The sequence below is a fragment of the Lacrimispora sp. BS-2 genome (assembly GCF_040207125.1).
Taxonomy (GTDB): domain Bacteria; phylum Bacillota; class Clostridia; order Lachnospirales; family Lachnospiraceae; genus Lacrimispora.
In genome coordinates, this window is record NZ_CP157940.1 from 3,952,963 (window position 1) to 3,977,772 (window position 24,810).

The window sequence follows — 24,810 nt, forward strand, 5'->3', positions numbered from 1 at the left end:
ATAAAATAAAACCGCTTAAAGCATCCGTTTTTCATAACATTTTGTGTTTTAAGCCAAGAGAAAGGAAAGGATATAAAAATGGGAGAAGTAAAAAAATTAAAGTATCTTGTAAATGGCCAATGGAAGGAATCAACAACAGATAAGTATTCTGATGCCTACGATCCCAGTACCGGCGAAGTAATTGCCAAAGTACCATGCTGTACTCCGGCAGAAGTGGAAGAAGCTGTGGAGGCAGCCAAAGCGGCGTTTCCGTCCTGGTCATCTACTCCTGTGATAAAAAGAGTCCAGGTACTTTATAAGCTCAGGGATCTGCTCATAGAGCATATGGATGAACTGACCATGCTGGTAGCAAAAGAGAATGGTAAAAACTGGGAAGAGGCTCAGGGTGATGTACTGAAAGCCAAAGAAGGTACCGAACAGGCCATAAGTGCCCCGTCACTGATGATGGGAGACAGCCTGATGGACGCTTCCACCGGATTTGATACGGTGCTGTACCGTATGCCTCTGGGGGTATTTGCCGGCATCGTGCCATTTAATTTCCCGGCAATGATACCTATGGGCTGGATGACCCCCATGTGTATCGCCTGCGGCAACACCATAGTACTAAAGGCAGCATCCTTTACCCCACAAACCTGTATGCGGATCGCAGAACTGTATAAAGAAGCAGGGCTGCCGGATGGCGTTATTAATATTGTCACCTGCTCCAGAAAAGAAGCAGAGATTCTTCTCACCCATCCCGACATCAAAGGAATCAGCTTCGTAGGTTCTACATCTGTAGGCATGCATATTTACTCCACTGCTGCAGCCACAGGTAAGAGAGTTCAGGCTCTCTGCGAAGCCAAGAACCATGCCCTGGTTTTAAATGATGCTCCGGTAAAGCGGGTAGCTGCGGGAATTATTAATTCTTCTTTCGGATGCGCGGGAGAAAGATGTATGGCTCTGCCTGTTATAGTAGCACAGGAGGGAATAGCCGATGCCCTTGTGGCGGAGATAATAGCTCAGGCCAAGACTCTTAAAGTGGGTCCTGCCTATGATAAGAGCACAAAACTCGGCCCGGTTGTAAATAAGGCTCATAAAGATTCCATTGTGAAGTGGATCGAAAAAGGATTAGAAGAAGGTGCAGAGCTTGTACTGGATGGACGGGACATTGCAGTCGAAGGCTGCAAAGGCGGTTTTTACTTAGGACCCACAATATTTGATCATGTGACGCCCGACATGAGCATAGGAGAAAAAGAAATCTTCGGATCGGTACTGTGCATCAAGAGAGTGAAGACCTTTGAAGAGGGATTGAAGATAATGAATGCCAATCCATATGCAAATGGTTCTGTTATCTTTACCCAGAGTGGTCACTATGCCAGAGAGTTTGCCAGACACACGGACGGCGGTATGATCGGCATCAATGTAGGAATTCCGGTTCCGGTAGGCATGTTTCCTTTCAACGGCAAGAAACTGTCGTTCATCGGAGATCTGCACTGCTTAGGCAAGGACGGATATAGATTCTTCACAGAAAATAAAGTTGTCACCAGCAGGTGGTTCGACGAAGAAACCGGAGAATCCACAAACGTGAATACCTGGGATGGCACAATCTAAAGGATGCCGCCAATGATGGAAAAAACGCCCTGCAAGGTGGTTAAACCTTGCAGTGTGTTTTTTCACGCAATGGGAGGGATGTAACATGGAATATATAAAATTTGATGAAACCAGAGAGTTGGATTTAATTCTTCTTGGAAGGGTAGCTATTGATTTCAATCCGGCTTATAATGAGTATGTAAAAGAGGAATTCAAGCCGTTAAAAAAGGTGCACATGTTTGAAAAGTTTGTGGGAGGTTCTCCGGCTAACATTGCAGTAGGTGTGACCAGACATGGCATGAAGGCAGGATTCATCGGGAAAGTATCGGATGACCAGTTCGGTGAATTTGTAGTGGATTATTTCAATGAACAGGGAATCGATACCACTCATATTACAAAATGCAAAAATGGAGAAAAGCTGGGACTGACCTTCACGGAAATGCTTTCTTCCAGTGACAGCAATATCCTGATGTACCGGAACTGCATTGCTGACTTGCAGCTGGACGTAGAAGACATAGACGAAGGGTATATCAGGAAAGCAAAAGCAATTTTGATATCAGGTACGGCGCTTGCACAAAGCCCGTCAAGAGAAGCAGCCCTTAAGGCGGTCATGCTGGCAAAGAGAAACGATGTCAGGATTATCTTTGATATTGATTACAGGGCCTATAACTGGAAAAATGAGGATGAAATATCCATTTACTATTCCACAGTTGCCAAAGAAGCTGATATTATTATGGGATCAAGGGAAGAATTTAACCTGACGGAAAAACTGATCAAACCGGGCATGACAGACGAAGAGAGTGCATCCCTGTGGCAGAGCTATCGTGCCAGGATCGTGGTCATCAAGCATGGAATGAAGGGGTCTACTGCATATACCTGCGACGGACAGTCATTTTCCATCAAGCCGTTCCCGGTAGAGGCCAGAAAAGGATTTGGCGGCGGTGACGGATATGGTTCAGGCTTCCTGTACGGTCTTTACCAGGGCTGGGATATTATTGACTGCCTGGAGTTTGGTTCTGCAGAGGCTTCCATGATGGTAAAGAGCAATAATTGCTCGGATTCCCTGCCCACACCGGAGGAAGTGCATGCATTTATAAAAGAAGAAAAGGAAAAGTTTGGTGAAATGATTGCCCGTGTATAATAAGATAAAGGAGAGCGGAACATGTCAAAAACAATAAGAATGACAACAGCACAGGCACTTGTGAAGTTCCTGGATAACCAGTATGTTTCTGTTGATGGAGCGGAAACAAAGTTTGTTGAAGGTGTTTTTACTATTTTCGGTCATGGAATCGCGGTTGGCTTAGGAGAGGCTCTGGATACGGATCCCGGACAGCTTAAGGTGCTTCAGGGAAGAAATGAGCAGGGGATGTGCCACACGGCCATTGCATTTTCAAAGCAGAGTAACCGGAAGAAAATCATTCCGTGCGCCTCATCCGTGGGACCTGGTGCGGCCAATATGGTAACGGCCTGTGCAACCGCTACGGTAAATAATATTCCGCTTCTGGTATTTCCGGCGGATACCTTTGCCTCCAGACAGCCTGATCCGGTATTGCAGCAGCTGGAGCAAAGCAGCAGCCTTGCGGCCACCACCAATGATGCGTTCAAACCAGTGTGTAAATACTGGGACAGGATCACCAGACCGGAAATGATCATGAGCGCTTTGATCAATGCCATGCGTGTGCTGACGGATCCGGCAGAAACCGGAGCGTGCTGCATTTCCATCTGTCAGGATGTGGAAGGCGAATCCTATGATTATCCGGATTATTTTTTTAAGAAACGGGTACACCGGATTACCAGGCCTCTTGCGGTGGAAGAGGAACTGGATGAGATCGCAGACATCATTGCAGAGGCAAAGAAACCCCTTGTAATCGTAGGCGGAGGAGTCCGCTACTCTGATGCGGGAGAAACTGTAGAAAAATTTTGTGAAGAATTTAACATACCCTTTGGAGAAACACAGGGAGGGAAGAGTGCCTGTAAATCAAGCCATCCCTGCTGCCTTGGCGGAATTGGAGTTACCGGCACCTATGCCTCCAATGTGATCGCAAAGGATGCAGATGTGGTGATCGCCATCGGAACCAGGCTGAGCGATTTTACCACAAGTTCAAAGTGGCTGTTTAAAAGGGAAGATGTCAGATTTGTGACCATCAATAACAGCAGATTTCATGCATATAAGATGGATGCGGTCAAGGCAGTGGGAGATGCAAAAGTAACCCTTCAGGCCCTGACGGAAAAGCTTAAGGAAAAACAGTATGTGTCCCAGTACAAAAACGAGATCGCTGATGCAAAAAGTAAATGGGCTGAAGAAATGGAGCGTTTGGGCAGCATCGAATACACAGGTGATGATTTTGAACCCAACATAAAAGCACGGGATCCCAGGACTATCCCGGAGTTTGTCCGTTTGACCAATGGAAAGATCACCCAGACCGCCGCACTTGCAGCAATCAGAAGGGTCATTGATGAAGATGCCACCATCATTACGGCAGGAGGCTCTCTTCCAAGCTGTATGCAGCGTATGTGGACGACCGACAAGCGGGGCGGATACCATGCGGAGTACGGGTATTCCTGTATGGGGTATGAAGTGGCGGCCACACTGGGCGTTAAATTTGCGGAGCCTGAAACAGAAGTTTACTGTGTTGTAGGTGACTCCAGCTTCCAGATGCTCCACAGCGAGATCATGACCATTATGCAGGAAAGGCAGAAGGTCAACATTCTGATATTTGATAACTGCGGCTTTGGCTGTATCAACAATCTGGAAATGAACCACGGAATTGGAAGCCTTGCCACGGAATTCCGCTATTCGGACGGGAAAAAGCCTTCAGGGGATTTAATTCCCGTTGATTATGCCAAAATAGGGGAGGGTTATGGCCTGAAAGCTTATACCTGCAGAACCATCAAAGAACTGGAAGAGGCTCTGGAAGATGCCAAAAAACAGGAAAGAGCCTGTCTGTTTGATTTAAAAGTGATCCCCAAGACCATGTCCGATGGGTATGAATCCTGGTGGAATGTAGGAATTGCCACAACCTCGGAAAAGGGCAGTGTAAGAGAAGCATGGGATAGGGTCATGGAAGGCAGAAATGAAGCCAGAAAGTATTGATGTCGTAAAACCGGCGGTATAAAAAATATGATAAAACAGGGGGATTCAAACATGTTAAACAAGGAGAAAGTGAAATTAGGAATCGCACCGATTGCATGGACCAATGATGATTTGCCGGATCTGGGGAAGGAAAATACCTTTGAACAGTGTGTCAGCGAAATGGCCCTGGCAGGCTTCACCGGTTCCGAGGTAGGCAACAAATATCCAAGAGATGTGGAAAGCTTAAAAAAGGCATTAGACCTTCGTGGCGTAGAGATCTGCAACGCCTGGTTTTCCACCTTTCTGATCAGCAGGCCTTATGAGGAGACGGAAGAAGGATTTGAAAAGCATGTGGCTTTCCTGGCAGCCATGGGAGCCAAGGTCGTAGGTGTTTCCGAGCAGAGCTACAGCACACAGGGGATCCAGGACCAGCCTGTGTTCGAAGGAAAGCATGAGATGGATGACAGGGAATGGAATCTTCTGTGCGAGGGCTTAAACCGCCTTGGAAAGCTTTCCAAGGAAAAATACGGGGTGGCTTTGACCTTCCATCACCATATGGGAACTGTTGTCCAGAGTGCAGCAGAAGTGGAACGCATGATGGCTGGCACTGATCCGGAATATGTGAGCCTGTTATTTGACAGCGGCCATTTTGCATACTGCGGCGAGGACCCTGTTGCTATGGTGGAAAAGTATGTGGGACGCATCAAACATGTACATTTAAAGGACATCCGCCCGGAGATCGTGAAAAAGGTAAAAGAGGAAAAAATGAGCTTCCTGGCAGGGGTCCGGGCAGGTGCATTTACCATTCCAGGAGACGGCTGCGTGGATTTTGATCCGATTTTTAAGGTACTGGAGAAAGCTTCTTATGAAGGATACATGGTAGTGGAAGCAGAGCAGGATCCTGCAAAGGCAAATCCTCTGGAATATGCCATCCGCTCAAGAAAATTCATAGCCGAAAAGACCGGTCTTTAAGAAAAGAGAAGGAGAAGAAAATTATGGTAACAGTAGGAATTATTGGAGCAGGAAGAATCGGAAAAGTACATACCACCAGCATCTGCAACCTGGTAAAGAACGGAAGGATCAAGACCATTGCCGATCCATTCATGAATGAGGAAACTGACAAATGGGCAAAAGGCATGGGAGTTCCCAATACCACCAAGGATTACAAGGAGATTTTAGCAGACCCGGAGATTGATGCCGTGTTGATCTGCTCATCTACCAACACCCATTCCCCTATTTCCGTTGAGGCCATTCAGGCAGGAAAACACGTATTTTGTGAAAAGCCCATTGACCACGACATTGAGAAGATCAAGGAAGTTATGGAAGCCTTAAAAGGCAGTAAGATAAAATATCAGGTAGGTTTTAACCGCCGCTTTGACCACAACTTTGAAGCAGTGAGAAATGCGGTTGCAGCAGGTAAGATCGGAGAACCTCATATCATCAAAGTTACCTCCAGAGATCCGGAGCCGCCAAGTGCCGAGTACGCAGCAGTATCCGGAGGCATGTTCTTAGATATGACCATCCATGATTTTGATATGGTCCGTTACTTAGCTGGCTGTGATGCAGAGGAAATCTACGTTCAGTCCGCAGTACTTGTGGATCCGGCCATTGGGGAAGCAGGGGATGTGGATACCGCAGTCATTACCCTTAAAATGGAGAACGGTGCCATTGCAGTCATTGATAACTCCAGAAAGGCTGCTTACGGCTATGACCAGAGAGCAGAGGTGTTCGGCTCCAAGGGAATGGTGGCAACCACCAATGATACCGAATCCAGTGCAGTATTAAGCACTGCCGAAGGCGTTACCGGAGAAAAACCCTTATACTTCTTCTTAGAGCGTTACATGCAGTCCTTTGCAAAGGAAGTGAACTGCTTTATTGAAGCCATTGAGAATGATACCGATACCCCTCTTGGCGTAGAGGATGGATTAAAGCCTGTATTAATGGGCATTGCCGCCAAGAAGTCCGTGCAGGAGCACAGGCCTGTAAAGATTTCTGAAATCATGATGTAATGAGCGCAAGAGAGCGAAGATGAGCTCGCTCATCGGCGCGAACGGTGAATGCTGCTCAGGAACCGTAGGTTCATGAGATAATGAGCACAAGAGAGCGAAGATGAGCTTGCTCATCGGCGCGAACGGCGAATGTCGATCATGAACAGCAGGTTCATGATATAGGATATAAACGGAGAAAGGAGCTGCCATGAGCGAATTATTCAGTTATCCGGAGTTTGATCCCAAAGGAATAAAACTTCTCACCAAAGCAGGAGACAGGGAAAATGACATGTTAATGGACATTGCCGTTTATCAGATGAAGGCGGGAGAGGAACGGTCCTTCTCCTATCCGGAGGATGAGATGGCGGTCCTTCTCCTTACCGGAGAAATCTCGTTTTCCTGGGAAGAGAAGAAGGAGTGGGGAAAACGGAGCAGTCTGATAGAGGAAGGGCCATACTGCCTTCACGTTTCAAAGGGCGTTTTGGTCGGAGTGGAGGCAAAGGAGGACAGTCAGATCCTGGTTCAGTGCACCAAAAATGAAAGGGCATTTGACAGCGTTTTCTATAAGCCCGGGGACTGCACCAATGATATTTTTGGGGAAGGGCTTTTGGAAAACAAGATGAAGCGGACGGTCCGCACTATCTTTGACTACAAAAATGCCCCTTATTCCAATATGGTAAACGGAGAAGTCATCACTCATCAGGGAGGGTGGTCCAGTTACACCCCTCATGAGCATCCCCAGCCTGAGGTTTATTATTACCAATTTGAACGGCCGGAGGGCTTTGGTGCCTGCTTTATCGGGGAAGATGTTTTTAAGATCAAGGATGGGAGTTGTGCTGCCATTCCCGGCGGCAGGACCCACCCCCAGGTGACTGCGCCTGGTTACCCCATGTACTATTGCTGGATGATCCGGCACCTTCCGGGGGATCCGTGGACAACACGGGTAGATGACCCCAGATACAACTGGATCAAAGAATTAAAATAAATTGATCCTGGTCCCCCTTGCCAAAGGCCAGAAAAAGATGGAAAGCATTCAGGCTTCTGTCTTTTTCTGGCTTTTATCTGTTAAAAAGCTATTTCAGGAAAACATAAGGACAGAAAAAGGGCCGGCCCGTACAAACAGATGCCCTGCAAATGCCTTTTCACAAACATGATAAACTCTGTCAGCATATTTTATAAGATATTGAAGGATAATTGATATCAGAAAAGAGGAGTAATCATGAGCCAGGTTTGGAGAATCCTGGTAAGCCTTGTGGAAAGGTATGACCTTATCTACCAGACGGGTTTATTTTTTCGAATTGTTGTAGCAGGGTTTTTAGGGTATCTGATCGGATATGAAAGAACCAATCGTTATAAGGGTGCAGGGATGAGAACCCATGCCATTGTGGCTATGGGAGCGGCTCTTATGATGGTGGTTTCCAAGTACGGGTTCCGGGATGTTCCCAATTTTGATGCTTCCAGGATCGCTTCCCAGATCGTATCAGGGATCGGTTTTCTTGGAGCAGGAGTCATCTTTGTTAAGAATCATTCAGTCAGCGGTTTAACAACTGCAGCAGGCATCTGGGCGACGGCGGGAGTGGGGATGGCAATCGGCGCAGGCAACTACTTTTTGGGATGCGGAGCAGGCCTTTTTCTTATTTTTACCCAGATCATTCTTCATGATGTTCCCTTTCTTTCCAGGGAGCCATACCCAGGTGTCTTAAAAATAACCACGAATCAATACAACATCGTCATCACGGAGTTGCTTCATAACTTAAATGAGGAGAAGATCAAGGTTTTAAACATTAAGGCAGGAAAAACAAAGGAGGCGGTCAAGGTGGAACTGGACCTCCTTTATCCGGCCGGATATGAGAAAAATGATCTGGTCGTCAAGTGGTCAAATGATAAACGGATCGACTCCATCAGCGGCTAAAGTAACAGGTATGATCTTCCAGTAAAAGGAGCTTTTAACTGTTTTTCAAATTAAATCACCATAAAACCTATAGAAAAAGTAGGAAATAAGCTCAAAAACAGTTGCAAAATAACCGGAAATGTGTTTATAATGAATCTGACTTTTCAACTGATAGCCGGATACGCCATCAGTTATAATTAAGGGAAAACTGAAAGGAGAAATGTATGAAAAAAGTTTTTATGAAGAGTGCGGCATTCCTGCTGGCATCTGTCATGGTGCTGGGAGGCCTTACCGCCTGCGGAGGAAAGGACCCGGTTGCAGAAGGAACCACAGCTGCTAACGGCAGTTCAGCAGGCGGATCAGATGAAGGAGCCGGAACAACGGCTGCAGGAGGGGAAAGCACATTTACCTATGCAATTGCAGGCGATCCTGGAGCTAATGTGAATGTAATCACCACAAGCGACCGTTTCGGCCTTATGACCATAAAGATGATCTATTCCCCACTGTATATGTACAATGCGGATGGGATCAATTACTTCCTGGCAAAGAGCATAGACACCTCTGAGGACAAACTAACCTATACCATACACCTGCGGGATGATGTAAAATGGTCGGATGGAGAGAAATTCACTGCTGATGACGTTGTCTTTACCTTTGAAGCCATGGCAGACGAGAAAAACGCAGGCTGGGCATATTCACAGCTGGTATTCCCGGAAGGAGCAGTTAAGATCGAAAAGATTGACGACTATACGGTTTCCCTTACCATGCCTTTTGTAAACTCCGCTGCGGTGGAGATGTTTTCCCAGATATTCATCATGCCAAAGCATATCTATGAAAATGTGGAGAACTTTGAAAATAATGACGTGAACACCAAGCCTGTAGGCACAGGGCCTTACGTAATGGCGGAATACTCCCCGGGTTCCTACGTGAAATTCACGAAGAATGAGAATTACTTCCTGGGCGCCCCCTCCATTGACAATTTCGTATACAGGATCATTGAAAATGAAAATACAGCCATGACAGCGATTCAGAGCGGAGAAGTAAACGCATGGATCGGAACTCCTGCACAGGTGGCTCAGATGAATCTGGAAGCAGCGAATCTGACCGTTTATCCATATCAGGAAGGCCGTGTGGGATACATGATGATTAATGCAGGCCGCGTTAAGGATGAAAACTTCAGGAAAGCTATTTTCTATGCCCTGGATAAAAAGGCCATTGCAGATGCAGCTCTCTTAGATTCCCAGTATTACGACCTGCCATGGAGCTTCATGCCTCCTAACAGCCAGTTTTTTGCAGAGGATGTGGAGAAATATGAACAGAACCTGGATAAATCCAAGGAGTTTCTTGCTGCTTCCGGCGTGACAAATCCGGAACTGTCACTTGCCTATAACGCTTCCGACAGCCTTCAGTCCACCTCTGCCATCATGATACAGGAGCAGCTTCAGAAGGCAGGAATTAAAGTGAAGTTAACAGGCGTGGATTCCACTGCTCTCAGCCAGCAGATGAAGCAGGCTGATAACCCTTATGATATGTACTTTGGCGGCTATATCATGGGCATTGACCCGGATACGTTCTCAAGCTTATTTGAATCAGGTGCCCCATACAATTACATGCATTATGATTATCCTGAGATGAATGATCTGTTTGCACAGGGCCGTAAGGAAACGGATGAGGCAAAGCGTAAGGAAATCTATACAACCATCCAGCAGAAGCTGCAGGAAACCGCTTGCTTCTATCCGTTGTATTCCAATAAACGGCTTCTTGTAGTATCTAAAAATGTATCAGGAATTGAAGAATCAAAGCTGGTTCCTGTTTATACCTTTGAAGATACTTCCAAACTACAGATAAAGTAATACAGACAGCAGGTGCGTAAGCTCCAGAAATGGCGGGTTGGGGATCAGCTGTGAAGAGGAAAGGGTGTTCTGCTGCCGGAATCCTGCAGCAGGCACCTCTTTCTATATATAAGGAGAAACCATATGGCGAAATATATATTAAGACGAATATTAACAGCCATACCCATGGTCCTTTTCATTACAATTCTATGTTTTGCTTTGATGCATTTTGCACCTTATAATGCTATTGATGCTATGACAACACCAAAGATGTCACCGGAAACAATTGAATTGATTAAGGCAAAATATGGGTACGACAAGCCTCTGTTCATCCAGTATTTACGCTGGCTGAACGGAATATTAAATGGAAATTTCGGATATTCCATCGTAACCAAGCAAAGCATTGCAGGAGATCTGGCGGTGAGGATTCCAAACACCATAAAACTGGTACTTCCGGCCTATGCTACCGCTTATATCCTGGCAATCATCCTTGGGCTTTTAGCAGGCTCCCATAAGAATAAGACAGCAGACAAAGTGATTGACGGAATATCCTCCATAGCGATCGCCGTTCCGTCCTTCTGGTTTTCCATGCTTTTGATTTTTGTCCTGGGTTATAAGCTTAAGCTTCTTCCCATCGTGGGGATGCATTCCGTAGGAAAGGAAGCCTCCATGGTGGACTTTCTAAGGCATTTTATCATGCCTTTTATCACCCTTACCTTTACATTTTTACCTGCCAATGTAAAATTTGTCCGTTCCTCCACTGTCACCCAGTTTTCTGAGGATTATGTGCTGGTTCAGCGGGCCTTTGGGGCTTCCAGAGGGGAAATTATGTATAAGCATGTCTGTAAAAATGTGCTGCTTCCCATTATTACAAGGCTTGGCATGGCCCTTCAGCTGCTGGTAACAGGGGCCATCATTACGGAAACCGTATTTGGCTGGCCGGGAGTAGGACCTTATTTTATCAAGGCGATCCAGGGCATGGATTATCCGATTGTCATGATTGTTCTGGTGCTGTCCTCTACCCTTGTAATTCTTGGAAACCTTCTGTCGGATATCCTCTACTGCATTACAGATCCGCGCATAAGGGAAATGGGGTGACTGGAAGATGAAACCAAACAAAGAGAACATAAAGAAGAACAGATCCGTCAGAGTAGACAGCGTATTGCTGTCATTAAAGCATGATAAGGCGGCAATCATTTCCCTGATTCTTTTGGGAGTGATTATTTTATTTGCATTGATTGCGCCCCTTCTTCCTGTAGAGCCAAATGCCACTGATATAGCAAACCGCCTCCAGCCCCCATCGGCCGGGCACTGGTTCGGGACTGATGAAGTAGGAAGGGATTATTTTGCCAGAGTCATCTACGGGGGCCGTGTTTCCCTGCTGGTTGGATTCCTGGCCATGCTTACCAGCCTTACCATCGGAGTGGCGGTAGGCACTGTTTCCGGCTTTTGCGGCGGTATGGTGGATATGGTCCTTATGCGCATTGTAGATGTCCTGCATTCGATTCCATGGATGATCCTGGTTACCGTTGTCAGCATCTTTTTAAGGCCAGGGTTAAAATCCATTATTCTGGTCATCGGCTTTTTTACCTGGATGGAAATTGCCAGGCTGGTGCGGGCAGAGACACTTTCCCTAAAGGAAAGGGAATTCATCCTTTATGCCGAGTTTTCCGGCGTGGGCATCTGGAAGATCATTACCAGCCATATCATACCTTCCGTATTTCCCACGATCATTGTATCGGCAACTACCAGCATGGCAGATGCAATTATGACAGAATCTTCCTTAAGCTTCCTGGGAGTAGGCATTCAGCAGCCCATGTCTTCCTGGGGAAGCCTTTTGCAAAATGCCCAGGGAACCATGCAGAACACCTTTTACATGGCACTGATTCCAGGACTTTTGATCATAATCACGATTTTTGCCTTTAATAAGCTGGGAAACCTGCTCCGGGTTTTCGTGGAACCGAAAATTATGAACGACGAGAAAGAGTAAAGCGAGGAAACAGGAATTGGAAGAGACAAAGAAAAACGATGATAAAATCCTGTCCGTACAAAATGTGCATACCACCTTTCATACTCACGGGAAATCGGTAAAGGCGGTGCGCGGCGTAAGCTTTTACGCAGGCCGCCAGGAAATCCTTGCTGTAGTGGGAGAATCGGGCAGCGGAAAAAGTGTTCTGATGAAATCCATCCTGGGCCTGATGCCGGAAAATGCAGAGGTCACTGTGGACCAGATCATGTTCATGGATAAGGACATGCTTAAAATGACACCGGAACAGCTAAGAAAGATGCGGGGAAAAGAGATTGCAATGGTCTTCCAGGATCCCATGACGGCATTGAATCCTGTAAGAACCATAGGTTATCATCTGACAGAAGTACTTAAACGCCACAGAGGTATGGATAAGCGGGCAGCCCATAAGGAAGCCATGGCGGTTTTGGAACAGGTGGGCATTCCGTCTCCGGAAAAGAGGTTAAACCAGTATCCTCATGAATTTTCCGGCGGCATGAGACAGAGAGTGCTAATTGCCATGGCCCTTTGCTGCCGTCCGAAGCTTTTAATTGCAGATGAGCCGACTACGGCTCTTGATGTGACCATTCAGGCCCAGATTCTTGAACTTTTAAAAAAGCTGCAGGATGAGACGGGAATGAGTATCATACTCATCACTCACGATCTTGGAGTGGTGGCAAGCCTAAGCCGCCGGATCCTGGTTATGTACGGCGGGCTTCTGATGGAAGAGGGGCTGACCGAAGAAATCTTTTATGCACCAAAGCATCCCTATACAAGAGCCTTACTTCAGGCCATTCCCAAACCCCAGGCAGGGGACCGGAAGCGGCTGGAGCCAATCCCCGGAATAGCTCCGTCCCTGGTGGATCCTCCCGATGGCTGCCCGTTTGCAGAGCGGTGTAAATTTGCCTGCGAACAATGTGTAAAAGGAATTCCCAGGTACCGGGTATATTCAGACACTCAGAGAGCCATGTGCATCTTTTCGGAAGAGGAGCTTAATGCAAGGGAAAGGAAGGTGGAGTGATATGGATAACAGGAACCAGGAAATCCTGCTGGAAACCAGGGAACTATGTAAATATTTTCCTTCCAAGGACTTTTTTGGCCGTAAGAAGGCAGAAGTAAAGGCAGTGGACGGTGTGAACCTTACCATCCGGAAAGGGGAGACCTTTGGACTGGTAGGAGAATCCGGCTGCGGAAAATCCACCTTAGGACGGACTTTGATCCGCATGTACGACCCTACCAGCGGGTCCATCCTGTTTAAGGGACAGGACATCACCAGGGTGAAAGGCAGTAAATTACTTCCCATCCACCGGCAGATGCAGATCATTTTCCAGGACCCCTATTCTGCCCTGGATCCCCATCACAATGTGAGAGAAATCGTTGGAGAGTCCATGACGGCTGTAGCCGGCATAGCGGCCAGCGAGATAGACGGCCGGATCGAAGAAATGCTTATAAAGGTGGGAATGAAGCCGGATGACATGTATAAGTATGCCTATGAATTTTCGGGAGGCCAGCGCCAGAGGATCGGAATTGCCAGGGCGCTTGCAGTGGAACCGGAATTTTTGCTCTGCGACGAACCGATTTCAGCTCTGGATGTTTCCATACAGGCCCAGGTAGTGAACATGCTGGAGGATCTGCAGAAGGAAATGGGCCTTACCTACTTATTTGTGGCCCATGACTTATCCATGGTGCGCCATATATCCACAAGGATCGGTGTTATGTATCTGGGCAGGCTGGTGGAGATCGCAGACAGTGACGAACTGTATGAAAATCCCCTTCATCCGTATACAAAGGCGCTCCTTTCTGCCATCCCGGTGGCCGACCCGGAGCTTTCTGCAAAGTCAAAGCGCCTGATGCTTAAAGGAGAGCTTCCCAGCCCCATGCATGTGCCCTCTGGGTGCCATTTTCATACCAGATGCATGTATGCCAGGCAAGATTGCAGCAGTAAGGTGCCGGAGATGAAAGAGGTTTCTCCAGGACATTTTGTGGCCTGTTCCTGCCTTCCATTTATTGGATAAAAAGAAAATAATCCTTGACTTTTCAAATAAAACTTTTTATAATAACAACAATTAAAAAAAGACTAAGCAAAGACGCTTAAGAAATTAAAACTCTAAGGCGTCTTTTTGCATATTTTTAGGAAAATCTTACATAATGCCTTACAGGCATACCTTTGTGTCCAAAAAATATAGACAAAAAAGAGGAAAGGGGATGGAATTATGCCAGATATGGTGAAAGTTGAAAACTTAAAAAAGAACTTCGGAGATTTAGAGGTTTTAAAGGATATAAGCCTGACGGTAAAGGAGGGCGAAAAGCTGGTCATCATCGGACCCTCCGGTTCAGGAAAGTCCACCTTTATCCGCTGCATCAACTACCTGGAGGAACCCACCAGCGGAAAGATAACCGTGGCAGGTACGGAAGTGACAAAAAAGAATCATTTGGAAATGGCTAAAAAGTATTCCTCTATGGTCTTTCAGCAATTCAATTTGTATCCCCATCTCACTGTCTTAGAAAATCTGACTCTTGCACCCATCAAGCTTCAGCATGTTCCCAAGGAAGAGGCAAAGAACAATGCCATCAAATGCCTGGAACGAGTCGGCTTAAAGGAAAAAGCGGGGAATTATCCGGTCCAGCTCTCGGGCGGACAGCAGCAGAGGGTGGCCATTGCCAGGGCTTTATGTACCAAACAGCCATTAATACTTTTTGATGAGCCTACTTCTGCACTGGATCCTGAGATGGTTCAGGAGGTTTTAAATGTTATGGTGGAGCTGGCCCATGAGAATATTACCATGATCTGCGTAACTCATGAAATGGGCTTTGCACGCCAGGTGGCAGACCGTGTGATCTTTATGGATGGGGGCTACATCCTGGAAGAGGGAACACCGGAACACTTTTTTGAATGTCCGGAGCATGAGCGGACCAAAGCGTTTTTAAGCAAGATCCTTCATTAGGAGGCTGTTTAAATAATAACAATGAGGAGGGAACCAATTATGATGAAAAAAATGTTATCACTTGCCCTGGCTTTTGCAGCTATGGCATCCTTAACCGCATGCGGAGCAAAGGCTCCGGAGGCTACCACCGCAGAGACGACTGCAAAGGAAGGAACAACGGCGGCCGGTTCAGAGGCAGCAGGCGGAAACATGACTGCAGACGTACAGAAGATTATTGACCGAGGAGCTTTAAAGGTTGGCTGTAAGGCTGATATTCCAAAGTTCAGCTTACTGAATACGGCAACCGGTGAATATGAAGGCTTTGAGGATGACCTGGCTTATGAGATCGCCGGTACTATCTTTGGCTGCACTGCGGATGAAGCAAAAGAAAGGAAGCTGGTAGAATTTCAGGGCGTAACTGCTAAGACCAGAGGACCTCTTCTGGAGAACGGAGAGATCGACCTTGTTATCGCTACCTTTACCATTACACCGGAAAGAAAAGAGACTTACAACTTTTCTACTCCATATTTTACCGATGCGGTAGGACTTCTGGTCAATAAGAATTCCGGAATCGAGTCCATCGAAGATCTGGATGGCAAGATCATTGGTATCGCCCAGTCCTCCACCACTAAGGACGGCTTTAAGAAATATGTTGACGAAAAAGGATTCAAGGTTAATCCTCAGTTCCAGGAGTTTGACGGTTATCCGGCACTGGCTCAGGCGCTGGCAACCAAGCAGATCGACTGCTTCTCTGTAGACCGTGCTATCCTGACAGGCTATTTAAATGACGGCAACCAGATCTTATCTGACCGGTTCGCAGAACAGGATTACGGTGTGGCAGCAGCAAAGCAGAATGCAGGGCTTGCAGCCATTGTTGATGAAAAGGTGACTTCCATGGTTTCTGACGGCTCCCTTATGGCCCTTCAGGACAAATGGGAATTGCAGTAAAACCTTATGTAAAGGATAGATGACATGATAAAAGGTCTTTTTGATGCAAAACGTTGGAATGCCCTGTTTCAGGCATTTCCTGAATATTATATACCGGGCTTTCTTATGACGCTTAAAATATCACTGGTGGGGCTGGCCGTTGCGCTGGCCCTTGGAGTGATATTTGGTATGTTTTCCACGGCTAAATTTAAGCTGTTAAGGATAATTTCGCGAATTTATGTGGAATTCATACAGAACACGCCTTTGGCTTTGCAGGTATTATGCTATTATTCCGTGCTGCCCATGTTATTTTCCAGCTCAGGCTTCCGGATTCCCAAGTTCGTACTGGGAGTGATCGGAGTAGGTGTTTATCACGGCGCCTATATATCGGAGGTCATCAGGACCGGAATCGAAGCCATACCAAAAGGCCAGTCCGAGGCTGCTTCATCTCAGGGCTTTTCCTATCTGGAAACCATGTATCATATCATTCTGCCTCAGACCATAAAGATTATAATGCCGCCTCTTGCGAATCAGGCACTTAATCTGGTAAAGAATACTTCCATTCTGGCAATGGTGGCCGGTATGGATCTTATGTACTTTACGGATTCCTGGGGAGCTGACCGGGGATACTTTGCCCAGGCGTATTTTACAAGCGCCGTGATGTACTTTATCATCTGTTTCCCATTGGCAAGGCTGGCCCGTTATCTGGAGATCAGATCCATGCGGCTGCCTATCGCAAAAACGCTTGATATTAATGCAGATGAGGAGGCAGCATGTTAGAATTATTTCAGCAGATATTTACTCAGGCCAACGTGACTTTCATGCTGAAGGGACTGAGAATGACTGTCATGATTGCCGTTTTCGCCACCCTTATCAGTACATTTTTCGGAACGATCCTGGCTCTTATCAGAACCTATTCAACAGGAAAATGGAAATGGGCAGGAGGGATTGTGGCTGTTTATACAGAATTTTTCCGCTGTACGCCCAATCTTTTGTGGATACTCTGGATCTATTTCACCGTGAAGGGGAATAAGGTAGGAGTATCAGTATTTGCCATTTCCCTTTTCACTTCAGCGGTCATGGCTGAAATATTCCGGGGGGGCTTAAACTCCATTCCAAAGGGGCAGTTTGAAGGTGCCCAGTCCCAGGGATTTAGCTTTGTAGAGACTCTTATCTATATCGTGCTTCCTCAGATGTATAAAAAGGTGCTTCCGGCCCTGCTCAGTCAGGTGATCACCATCATCAAGGATACTTCCTTCTTAAAAATGGTGGATGTGGCGGAGTTTATGAGAAACTGCTCCGTTGTTCTTGGAAGCATTTACGATGTCAGGGGCATGCTGCTTTTGTTCGGCTTTGAAGCCCTCTGTTATTTTACCATCTGCTTTGCTCTTAGCTGTGTGGTGAGGGGATATCAGAAAACCATTGTAACTGGTTAGGGAGGAACATCTTGCTATGAAAAAGTTTACAATCACCATTACCCGTGAATTTGGAAGCCTGGGGCGCTCCATCGCCAAGGAGCTGTCCAGAGAACTGGGAGTGGAATTCTATGACCGTGATATTGTTGAGGAGGTAGCAAAAAAGCTGAACCTTCCTGTCTCCACGGTCAGCAATGAGGAAGAAAAATCAAAGCATAGCTTTCTGCCCCGTATGTTTCCTTTGGGGACGGACGAGACTTACATGCAGGACATTATTTTTGATGTTCAAAAAGGCATTATTCTGGATCTGGCTAAAAGGTCCAGCTGCATCCTGGTAGGAAGGTGCTCGGATTACCTTCTGGAAAAGGAAAAGAACAACATCAATATTTTTATTTATGCTCCTTATGAAAAAAGGCTGGAAAACTGTGTGAACACACTTGGCATGACTGAGAGTGAGGCGAAACGAATGATCGCGTCCGTTGACAAGGCCAGAAATACCTATCATAAAAAATACGCCGGTTATCTGCCCGGTGATCCGGAACATAAGAACCTGATGATCGATTCTTCCCTTTTAGGGGTCACGGGAACTGCAAAGCTGATCGCAGAGATTGTGCACCAGCTTTATGGAGAATAGTCAGAATAGGAAGCTTTTTAAAAACAGGTCTTTTTGGTAAAGCTTGGGTGAAAGCCCGGTTTTTCACTGAAGGGGCCTGTTTTGCCGACTAGGAGACAGGGGATGGAAATCATTTCCTGCTAAAAAAGATATGAAAAATTCAAGCCATCACCTTGACACTCAAAAGAAAATCTGCTATAGTATATCTTTGTGTGAAGCGAGAGGATGAAGGTCTGAAACGTGCCTGATACCTCTCGTTTTGTTTGCGAAAAGTGTGTGCGAGGCCGTCGGCAACATGGGAAGCCGGTTGGCCGTAAGAAAGGAACCAAGCATTTATGGAGACAGTTAGATTTGATGAATTACAGCTAGATGAAAGAATTCTGCGGGCAGTAGCAGATATGGGATTTGAAGAGGCATCTCCTATTCAGGCCCAGGCCATTCCGGTTCAGGCAGAGGGAAGGGATATTATTGGGCAGGCTCAGACTGGAACAGGAAAAACAGCAGCCTTTGGCATCCCTCTGTTGCAGAAAATTGATCCCAAGGTGAAAAAGCTTCAAGCGGTTGCCCTCTGTCCAACCAGAGAGCTTGCTATTCAGGTGGCAGATGAAGTCCGCAGGCTTGCAAAATATATGCACGGTGTGAAGGTTCTTCCGATTTATGGAGGCCAAGACATTGTAAAACAGATCCGTTCTTTAAAAGACGGTACTCAGATCATCATCGGAACTCCGGGACGTGTTATGGACCATATGCGGAGAAAGACCGTGAAATTCGAACACGTTCATACTGTAATCATGGATGAAGCCGATGAGATGTTAAATATGGGATTCCTGGAGGATATGGAAACCATTTTAAGCCAGCTTCCGGAAGAGCGGCAGACCGTTATGTTCTCCGCTACCATGCCGCCGGCTATCATGGAGATTGCCAGAAAGTTCCAGCAGGAACCGGTGATTGTCAAGGTGGTAAAAAAGGAGCTGACCGTTCCAAAGGTAACCCAGTATTATTATGAAGTAAAACCTAAGAGCAAGGTAGAGGTTATGTGCCGTCTCCTGGACATGTATGCGCCGAAGCTGTCTGTTGTTTTCTGTAATACCAAAAAGCAGGTAGACGAGCTGGTACAGGCCCTTCAGGGACGTGGATATTTTGCGGAAGGACTTCATGGAGATTTAAAGCAGATCCAGCGTGACAGGGTCATGAACAGCTTCCGTAACGGTAAGACGGAGATCCTTGTGGCAACTGATGTTGCAGCCCGGGGAATCGACGTAGACGACGTTGAGGCGGTATTTAATTACGACCTTCCCCAGGATGACGAATATTATGTTCACAGAATTGGCCGTACAGGCCGTGCAGGCCGTGAGGGGATTGCTTTCAGCTTTGTAGTGGGCAAGGAAGTTTATAAGCTTCGTGACATTCAGCGCTACTGCAAGACAAAGATCATTCCTCAGGCAATTCCATCCTTAAATGACGTAACTGCCATTAAGGTGGATAAGATTCTGGAAAATGTGGTGGGCACTATCGGTGATACAGATTTAAGCAAGATGGTGAACATCATTGAAAAGAAGCTTTTGGAAGAGGATTACACCTCTCTTGATCTGGCCGCAGCCCTGCTGAAAATGATGATGGGCGAGGAAAATGAGGATATCATTGATGCAAGACAGCCTCGTTCCCTTGATGAGCTGGACAGCTTCTACGGTGGCGGAAGCCGTGGCCGCAGCAGCAGAAGCGGAAATGGAAACAGCCGGGGAGGAAGATACGATTCTCCCAGAGAGGATATGGCCCGTCTGTTCATTAATATCGGAAAGAACCAGAACGTGAAGCCGGGAGATATCCTGGGTGCCATTGCAGGAGAATCCGGTATGCCAGGAAAGATGGTCGGAAGCATTGATATGTATGACAAGTATACATTTGTTGAGGTGCCGAGAGAAAGCGCTGACGCTGTGTTACAGGCCATGAAGGATGTTAAGATCAAAGGAAAAAATATCCATATGGAAAAAGCCAACGGAAAAGGCAGATAAATTTCCGGGAGCTGGGCGAGAAAGGAAGACGGAGCGTCTTACCGGATCCGCCTTGCTCCCGTTTTTTTGTCCACAGTCCGTAAAAGGTTTTCTTGCTTCTTGTGGAAAAAGAAGTTACAATATGTTCAAGATGTGCATATGGTACAGGTTTCAGGAGGTTATGATGGCAGAGTGGAAAAAGAATGATCGAATAGAAGTAATGATTGAAGATATGAGCGAAACCGGGGAAGGGATCGGCAAGACCGATGGATTTATCTGGTTTATTAAAGATACAGTTATGGGAGATAAGGTCCAGGCCAAGGTGATGAAGACCAAAAAGTCTTATGGGTTTGCAAAGCTGGAACGGATCACTGAGCCGTCTGTAAACCGTGTGACGCCCAGGTGTCCGGTTGCAGGCCCATGCGGAGGCTGCCAGCTTCAGGCAATGGATTATGAGGAGCAGCTTCGGTATAAGGAGCGGAAGATCTATAACAATATCACCAGGATCGGCGGCTTTTCTGAGGTTCCCATGCTGCCTATCATGGGTATGGACGAGCCATGGAGGTACCGGAATAAGGCGCAGTTTCCATGGGGGCTGGATAAAGATGGGAATATTATTGTGGGGTTTTATGCGGGGCGGACTCATTCCATTATAGGCTGTGAGGACTGCCTTCTGGGGGCAGAGGAGAACCAGGAGGTTTTAAAGCGGATAAAGGCGCATATGGAGCGGTATCATCTGCAGCCTTATGACGAAGCCACACATAAGGGGCTGATCCGCCATACTTTGATCCGCAAAGGATTCCGGACCGGAGAACTTATGGTCTGTCAGGTTATTAATGGAAAGAGCCTGCCACACAGCGGGGAGCTGGTGGAAAGTCTTCTGGAAATTCCGGATATGACCAGTATTTCCTTTAATGTCAATAAAGACAGGACTAATGTGATTTTAGGTGACCGGGTGGAAAATCTTTATGGGCCAGGGTATATCACGGATTATATTGGAGAGGTGAAATACCGTATTTCTCCCCTGTCCTTTTATCAGGTGAATCCGGTGCAGACGGAAAAGCTTTATGGCACTGCCCTTGAGTATGCGGGGCTGACAGGCGGGGAAACAGTTTGGGATCTTTACTGCGGGATCGGGACCATCTCTCTTTTTCTGGCTCAAAAGGCAAAAAAGGTGTATGGAGTGGAGATCGTACCCCAGGCTATTGAGGATGCCAGGGAAAATGCAAGATTAAATGGTCTGGACAATGTGGAGTTCTTTGTTGGGAAGGCGGAAGAGGTTCTGCCGGAGCAGTATGAGAAGAATCATGTGTATGCGGATGTGATTGTGGTGGATCCTCCCAGAAAGGGATGCGATGAGACTTGTTTGGAGACCATTGTAAAGATGGCGCCGAAGAGAGTGGTGTATGTGAGCTGTGATTCGGCTACTTTGGCAAGGGATATGAAGTATCTGGCGGAGAGAGGGTATGTGGCGGAGAAGGTCAGAGGGTGTGATATGTTTCCTCAGGGGCTGCATACAGAAAGTATCGTGTTGTTAAAAAGGAAATTCACAGATGCAGGAAAAATCAGTACAGAGCAAGCAAAGCTCCATGCAGAAACGGAATTTGAAAAATACTGAATTGTGCCGGAAATATGTGCACCAATATCCTGATAGTATCAAGTTTTATATTGGTGACCATCGAAAGGTGTAGGATTTTAAATGAACAATATATCGGTTGAGGCGACAGAAATACGAATTGAGATGGTATGGATTCACTGTACAAGTATTAATGGGTTAATTATGTGACTATTGAGTGTGGAAAGACACTGAGAGATATGAAATTGAATGATTGGAGGAGGGCGTAGTGGACAATCGTGGAGAAATTATAATCTATCAGACGGAAGACGGCCTGACGAAGATAAATGTCAATATGCAGAATGAAACTGTGTGGTTGCCTTTGGAACAGATGGCTGATTTGTTTCAAAGAGATAAATCCACAATTTCAAGGCATATTAAAAATATTTTTGATGAAGGTGAATTGGTTAGAAGTTCAGTTGTTGCAAAATTTGCAACAACTGCTTCTGATGGGAAGACATATCAGGTTGAATATTACAATCTTGATGTTGTCATCTCTGTCGGGTATCGTGTGAAATCTCAGCGTGGCGTACAGTTTCGTATATGGGCAGCAAGTATATTAAAGGAATATATTAAAAAAGGCTTTGCGATGGATGATGAGCGCCTGAAGGAATTGGGCGGTGGCGGCTATTTCAAGGAACTGCTTGAAAGAATTCGAGATATCCGGGCGTCCGAAAAGGTGTTTTACCGTCAGGTACTCGAAATCTATGCAACCAGTGTTGATTACAATCCCAAGGCAGAGGTATCCGTTCAATTTTTTAAGAAAGTACAGAATAAAATTCATTATGCCGTTTCCGGAGAAACTGCAGCTGAGGCAATTTACCATCGTGCGGATGCAGAAAAAGATTTTATGGGACTGATGACGTTTTCAGGTGACCAGCCTACACTGCGTGAAGCAAAAATAGCAAAGAATTATCTGAATGAAAAAGAACTGCGAGCTATGGGGCAACTTGTTTCTGGATATTTGGATTTTGCGGAGAGGCAGGCAGAAAGAGGAATCCCCATGACAATGGATGATTGGGCAAAACATCTTGATGGGATTTTGACTTCGACGGGAGAGAATCTCCTTACAGGAAATGGAACCGTTAGCCATCTTCAGGCTATGGAAAAGGTACAGACAGAATACAAGAGATATAAGACAAAAACGCTCAGTAACGTGGAGAAAGATTACTTGGATAGCATAAAGTCATTAGAACAAAAAGGTAAAAACAATAATTCTGGAATTTAAGGAGTGAATTATCCGGAATTTCCGAATAATTGAAGCTGCTGAAATCAACTATAAAAATTTCTTTATGGATGCCATGTCTAATTTCAGGTCGAGACATGTGGAAACAGTAATATTGTTGCAGAAAAAAGCTAAAATATTAGAGAAATAAATACAAAAATACAATAAAAATTATAAAATGGATATACGCCAAGGCCCAACCCCACCTTCCAAGAATCGGAATTATATCCTTATAAGTTGACAAAAAAACGCTGTGATGATAGTATGTTTAGGAATTGAATACTATATAGAGTAGAAACACCAAAGAAATAAACATTTAGTGTTTTTAAAGGGAATCAGGTGAGAGACCTGAACGATCCGGTCACTGTAAGAAAGGAGTCCTTCTTTATTAATCCATTGTAGCAAAGCTATGAGAAGGAAAAGAGGATGTTGAAAATCAAGTCAGGAAACCTGCTTTATGTAGAAGAACGATGACGCTTCCGAGCAAAGCAACCATCTAGAAGACTAAAGGTAAAAAAATTACTGAATAGTCTTTTTTGTGGTGCCTGTGTATACAGACACTTTTTTTCTTTGTTTTAGGAAATGAAGTTGTTCATTCAATAATAAAACAAGGAGAAAAGATTATTATGAGAAACAAGAAAAGAATTGCCAATTTATTATTGGCTATCATGCTTTTATTCACATTGACAGGCTGTGGATCAAATGTAAAGAATGAAAGTACTGGAAGAAAAGATGTAGAAAAAATTATCGAAGATAATGTGGATAATACCGCACATAACCAAGAAGATTCAAGTAGTGAAGAAAGTACAGCGAAGGAAAAAAGAACAGAGTATCCGGTAACTATAACTACATATGGAACCGATGGAAAAGAATTAATAACTACTTATGAGAAGGCACCTGAAAAAGTACTGGCCGTATATCAAGGAAGTATTGAGACCTTATTAGCATTAGGTCTTGAAGAACCCATAGTTGCAACGGCCGGATTAGATAATGAGGTACCAGATTCCTTAAAAGCTGCATTTTCAAAAACAAACTATTTGGATGAATTTACTCCTTCATTAGAAACAGTAACAATGCTGGAACCAGATATGATTTTATCATGGGGTTCTCTTTTCAAAGAAAAGACATTGGGAGATGCATCGGCTTGGATAGAAAAAGGCACGAATACTTATATTAATAGTAATACAAGACTAGCTACTGGAGAGGTTTCTTATGATAGAACACTGGAAAATGAGTACAAGGATATTTTAAACTTGGGTGTAATTTTTGATGTACAAGATAAAGCTGAGTCCATTGTAAAGGATATGAAGGATACAGTTGAAGCAGTAACAGAAGTAGCATCAAAACAGGAGAAAAAACCATCTGTCCTAATCTTAGAGTCCTATGATTCTACTTTTACAAATTATGGGGCAAGTAGTTTAGGTGGTGATATGGTTACTGCTTTAGGTGGTATATTAGCCAAAGAAGATGGCAGTGATTTAGGGAAAGAAGATATAATAGCTTTAAATCCAGATGTAATTTTTGTTGTATATATGCCTTATGAAGGAGACGATGCAGAAAAATTAAAACAGGAAAAATTAGATGTATTTCTTAAAGATGAGTCCTTGGCAAGTTTAAGTGCTGTACAAAACAGTAGAGTGGTGCCAATTATGTTAAGTGAAATGTATGCAAGTACGACTCGAACTAAAGATGGTATTGTGACTCTTGCCCGGGGATTATATCCAAATATTGAAATAAAATAG

Annotated in this window: 21 protein-coding genes and 1 riboswitch; all 21 genes read left to right on the top strand. The window is 45.4% G+C overall.

Going from position 1 to position 24,810, the window contains the following annotated elements; translation table 11 throughout:
• The first annotated feature begins 78 nt into the window (after positions 1 to 78).
• Positions 79 to 1,590: a CoA-acylating methylmalonate-semialdehyde dehydrogenase gene (locus ABFV83_RS18600; protein WP_349945963.1), complete on the top strand. Its 1,512-nt coding sequence runs from the start codon at positions 79 to 81 to the stop codon at positions 1,588 to 1,590.
• Between the two features lie 85 nt (positions 1,591 to 1,675).
• The gene (gene iolC, locus ABFV83_RS18605) at positions 1,676 to 2,710 is read left to right on the top strand and encodes a 5-dehydro-2-deoxygluconokinase (RefSeq protein ID WP_349945965.1); all 1,035 of its coding nucleotides are present in this window, start codon (positions 1,676 to 1,678) and stop codon (positions 2,708 to 2,710) included.
• A gap of 21 nt (positions 2,711 to 2,731) precedes the next feature.
• A complete protein-coding gene (iolD, locus tag ABFV83_RS18610; RefSeq protein ID WP_349945967.1) occupies positions 2,732 to 4,663 on the top strand; it encodes a 3D-(3,5/4)-trihydroxycyclohexane-1,2-dione acylhydrolase (decyclizing) in 1,932 nt (643 codons plus the stop codon).
• A 51-nt stretch (positions 4,664 to 4,714) separates the two neighbouring features.
• On the top strand, positions 4,715 to 5,614 hold the full coding sequence (gene iolE / locus ABFV83_RS18615) for a myo-inosose-2 dehydratase (protein ID WP_349945968.1): 900 nt from the start codon (positions 4,715 to 4,717) through the stop codon (positions 5,612 to 5,614).
• Between the two features lie 23 nt (positions 5,615 to 5,637).
• On the top strand, positions 5,638 to 6,651 hold the full coding sequence (iolG, locus tag ABFV83_RS18620) for an inositol 2-dehydrogenase (RefSeq protein ID WP_349945970.1): 1,014 nt from the start codon (positions 5,638 to 5,640) through the stop codon (positions 6,649 to 6,651).
• Between the two features lie 187 nt (positions 6,652 to 6,838).
• Positions 6,839 to 7,615 (top strand): 5-deoxy-glucuronate isomerase, encoded by a 777-nt coding sequence (locus tag ABFV83_RS18625; protein WP_349945971.1) that lies wholly within the window; start codon positions 6,839 to 6,841, stop codon positions 7,613 to 7,615.
• A gap of 234 nt (positions 7,616 to 7,849) precedes the next feature.
• Positions 7,850 to 8,542 carry an MgtC/SapB family protein gene (locus tag ABFV83_RS18630; protein ID WP_349945973.1) on the top strand — a complete coding sequence of 231 codons (693 nt, stop codon included), beginning with the start codon at positions 7,850 to 7,852 and terminating at the stop codon, positions 8,540 to 8,542.
• Positions 8,543 to 8,745: 203 nt separating this feature from the next.
• Positions 8,746 to 10,374 carry an ABC transporter substrate-binding protein gene (locus tag ABFV83_RS18635; protein WP_349945975.1) on the top strand — a complete coding sequence of 543 codons (1,629 nt, stop codon included), beginning with the start codon at positions 8,746 to 8,748 and terminating at the stop codon, positions 10,372 to 10,374.
• Between the two features lie 123 nt (positions 10,375 to 10,497).
• Positions 10,498 to 11,451, top strand: a complete 954-nt coding sequence (locus ABFV83_RS18640; protein WP_349945976.1) for an ABC transporter permease — start codon at positions 10,498 to 10,500, stop codon at positions 11,449 to 11,451.
• A 7-nt stretch (positions 11,452 to 11,458) separates the two neighbouring features.
• Complete coding sequence (locus ABFV83_RS18645) at positions 11,459 to 12,343, top strand: ABC transporter permease (protein WP_349945978.1); 885 nt, start codon at positions 11,459 to 11,461, stop codon at positions 12,341 to 12,343.
• A 16-nt stretch (positions 12,344 to 12,359) separates the two neighbouring features.
• The gene (locus ABFV83_RS18650) at positions 12,360 to 13,379 is read left to right on the top strand and encodes an ABC transporter ATP-binding protein (protein WP_349945979.1); all 1,020 of its coding nucleotides are present in this window, start codon (positions 12,360 to 12,362) and stop codon (positions 13,377 to 13,379) included.
• A 1-nt stretch (position 13,380) separates the two neighbouring features.
• Positions 13,381 to 14,373 carry an ABC transporter ATP-binding protein gene (locus ABFV83_RS18655; protein ID WP_349945981.1) on the top strand — a complete coding sequence of 331 codons (993 nt, stop codon included), beginning with the start codon at positions 13,381 to 13,383 and terminating at the stop codon, positions 14,371 to 14,373.
• A gap of 198 nt (positions 14,374 to 14,571) precedes the next feature.
• Entirely contained in the window at positions 14,572 to 15,303 is a 732-nt protein-coding gene (locus ABFV83_RS18660; protein WP_349945982.1) for an amino acid ABC transporter ATP-binding protein, read from the top strand.
• 39 nt (positions 15,304 to 15,342) lie between these two features.
• Positions 15,343 to 16,230, top strand: coding sequence for a transporter substrate-binding domain-containing protein (locus tag ABFV83_RS18665; protein WP_349945984.1), 888 nt, complete (start codon positions 15,343 to 15,345; stop codon positions 16,228 to 16,230).
• Between the two features lie 24 nt (positions 16,231 to 16,254).
• Positions 16,255 to 16,989, top strand: coding sequence for an amino acid ABC transporter permease (locus ABFV83_RS18670; RefSeq protein ID WP_349945986.1), 735 nt, complete (start codon positions 16,255 to 16,257; stop codon positions 16,987 to 16,989).
• Entirely contained in the window at positions 16,983 to 17,645 is a 663-nt protein-coding gene (locus ABFV83_RS18675) for an amino acid ABC transporter permease (RefSeq protein WP_349945987.1), read from the top strand. The genes ABFV83_RS18670 and ABFV83_RS18675 overlap by 7 nt, the downstream gene beginning before the upstream one ends.
• Positions 17,646 to 17,661: 16 nt before the next feature.
• A complete protein-coding gene (locus ABFV83_RS18680) occupies positions 17,662 to 18,258 on the top strand; it encodes a cytidylate kinase-like family protein (RefSeq protein ID WP_349945988.1) in 597 nt (198 codons plus the stop codon).
• 314 nt (positions 18,259 to 18,572) lie between these two features.
• Positions 18,573 to 20,249, top strand: coding sequence for a DEAD/DEAH box helicase (locus ABFV83_RS18685; RefSeq protein WP_349945990.1), 1,677 nt, complete (start codon positions 18,573 to 18,575; stop codon positions 20,247 to 20,249).
• 163 nt (positions 20,250 to 20,412) lie between these two features.
• Complete coding sequence (gene rlmD, locus ABFV83_RS18690) at positions 20,413 to 21,846, top strand: 23S rRNA (uracil(1939)-C(5))-methyltransferase RlmD (RefSeq protein WP_349945992.1); 1,434 nt, start codon at positions 20,413 to 20,415, stop codon at positions 21,844 to 21,846.
• Positions 21,847 to 22,072: 226 nt separating this feature from the next.
• Complete coding sequence (locus ABFV83_RS18695) at positions 22,073 to 23,071, top strand: virulence RhuM family protein (RefSeq protein ID WP_349945993.1); 999 nt, start codon at positions 22,073 to 22,075, stop codon at positions 23,069 to 23,071.
• Between the two features lie 299 nt (positions 23,072 to 23,370).
• A riboswitch (cobalamin riboswitch) is annotated at positions 23,371 to 23,541 on the top strand.
• A 153-nt stretch (positions 23,542 to 23,694) separates the two neighbouring features.
• Positions 23,695 to 24,810 (top strand): ABC transporter substrate-binding protein, encoded by a 1,116-nt coding sequence (locus ABFV83_RS18700; RefSeq protein WP_349945995.1) that lies wholly within the window; start codon positions 23,695 to 23,697, stop codon positions 24,808 to 24,810.

Coding starts and splice junctions, on each gene's coding strand:
- ABFV83_RS18600 (WP_349945963.1), top strand. CDS start 79: ATGGGAGAAGTAAAAAAATTAAAGTATCTTGTAAATGGCCAATGGAAG.
- iolC (WP_349945965.1), top strand. CDS start 1,676: ATGGAATATATAAAATTTGATGAAACCAGAGAGTTGGATTTAATTCTT.
- iolD (WP_349945967.1), top strand. CDS start 2,732: ATGTCAAAAACAATAAGAATGACAACAGCACAGGCACTTGTGAAGTTC.
- iolE (WP_349945968.1), top strand. CDS start 4,715: ATGTTAAACAAGGAGAAAGTGAAATTAGGAATCGCACCGATTGCATGG.
- iolG (WP_349945970.1), top strand. CDS start 5,638: ATGGTAACAGTAGGAATTATTGGAGCAGGAAGAATCGGAAAAGTACAT.
- ABFV83_RS18625 (WP_349945971.1), top strand. CDS start 6,839: ATGAGCGAATTATTCAGTTATCCGGAGTTTGATCCCAAAGGAATAAAA.
- ABFV83_RS18630 (WP_349945973.1), top strand. CDS start 7,850: ATGAGCCAGGTTTGGAGAATCCTGGTAAGCCTTGTGGAAAGGTATGAC.
- ABFV83_RS18635 (WP_349945975.1), top strand. CDS start 8,746: ATGAAAAAAGTTTTTATGAAGAGTGCGGCATTCCTGCTGGCATCTGTC.
- ABFV83_RS18640 (WP_349945976.1), top strand. CDS start 10,498: ATGGCGAAATATATATTAAGACGAATATTAACAGCCATACCCATGGTC.
- ABFV83_RS18645 (WP_349945978.1), top strand. CDS start 11,459: ATGAAACCAAACAAAGAGAACATAAAGAAGAACAGATCCGTCAGAGTA.
- ABFV83_RS18655 (WP_349945981.1), top strand. CDS start 13,381: ATGGATAACAGGAACCAGGAAATCCTGCTGGAAACCAGGGAACTATGT.
- ABFV83_RS18660 (WP_349945982.1), top strand. CDS start 14,572: ATGCCAGATATGGTGAAAGTTGAAAACTTAAAAAAGAACTTCGGAGAT.
- ABFV83_RS18665 (WP_349945984.1), top strand. CDS start 15,343: ATGATGAAAAAAATGTTATCACTTGCCCTGGCTTTTGCAGCTATGGCA.
- ABFV83_RS18670 (WP_349945986.1), top strand. CDS start 16,255: ATGATAAAAGGTCTTTTTGATGCAAAACGTTGGAATGCCCTGTTTCAG.
- ABFV83_RS18675 (WP_349945987.1), top strand. CDS start 16,983: ATGTTAGAATTATTTCAGCAGATATTTACTCAGGCCAACGTGACTTTC.
- ABFV83_RS18680 (WP_349945988.1), top strand. CDS start 17,662: ATGAAAAAGTTTACAATCACCATTACCCGTGAATTTGGAAGCCTGGGG.
- ABFV83_RS18685 (WP_349945990.1), top strand. CDS start 18,573: ATGGAGACAGTTAGATTTGATGAATTACAGCTAGATGAAAGAATTCTG.
- rlmD (WP_349945992.1), top strand. CDS start 20,413: ATGGCAGAGTGGAAAAAGAATGATCGAATAGAAGTAATGATTGAAGAT.
- ABFV83_RS18700 (WP_349945995.1), top strand. CDS start 23,695: ATGAGAAACAAGAAAAGAATTGCCAATTTATTATTGGCTATCATGCTT.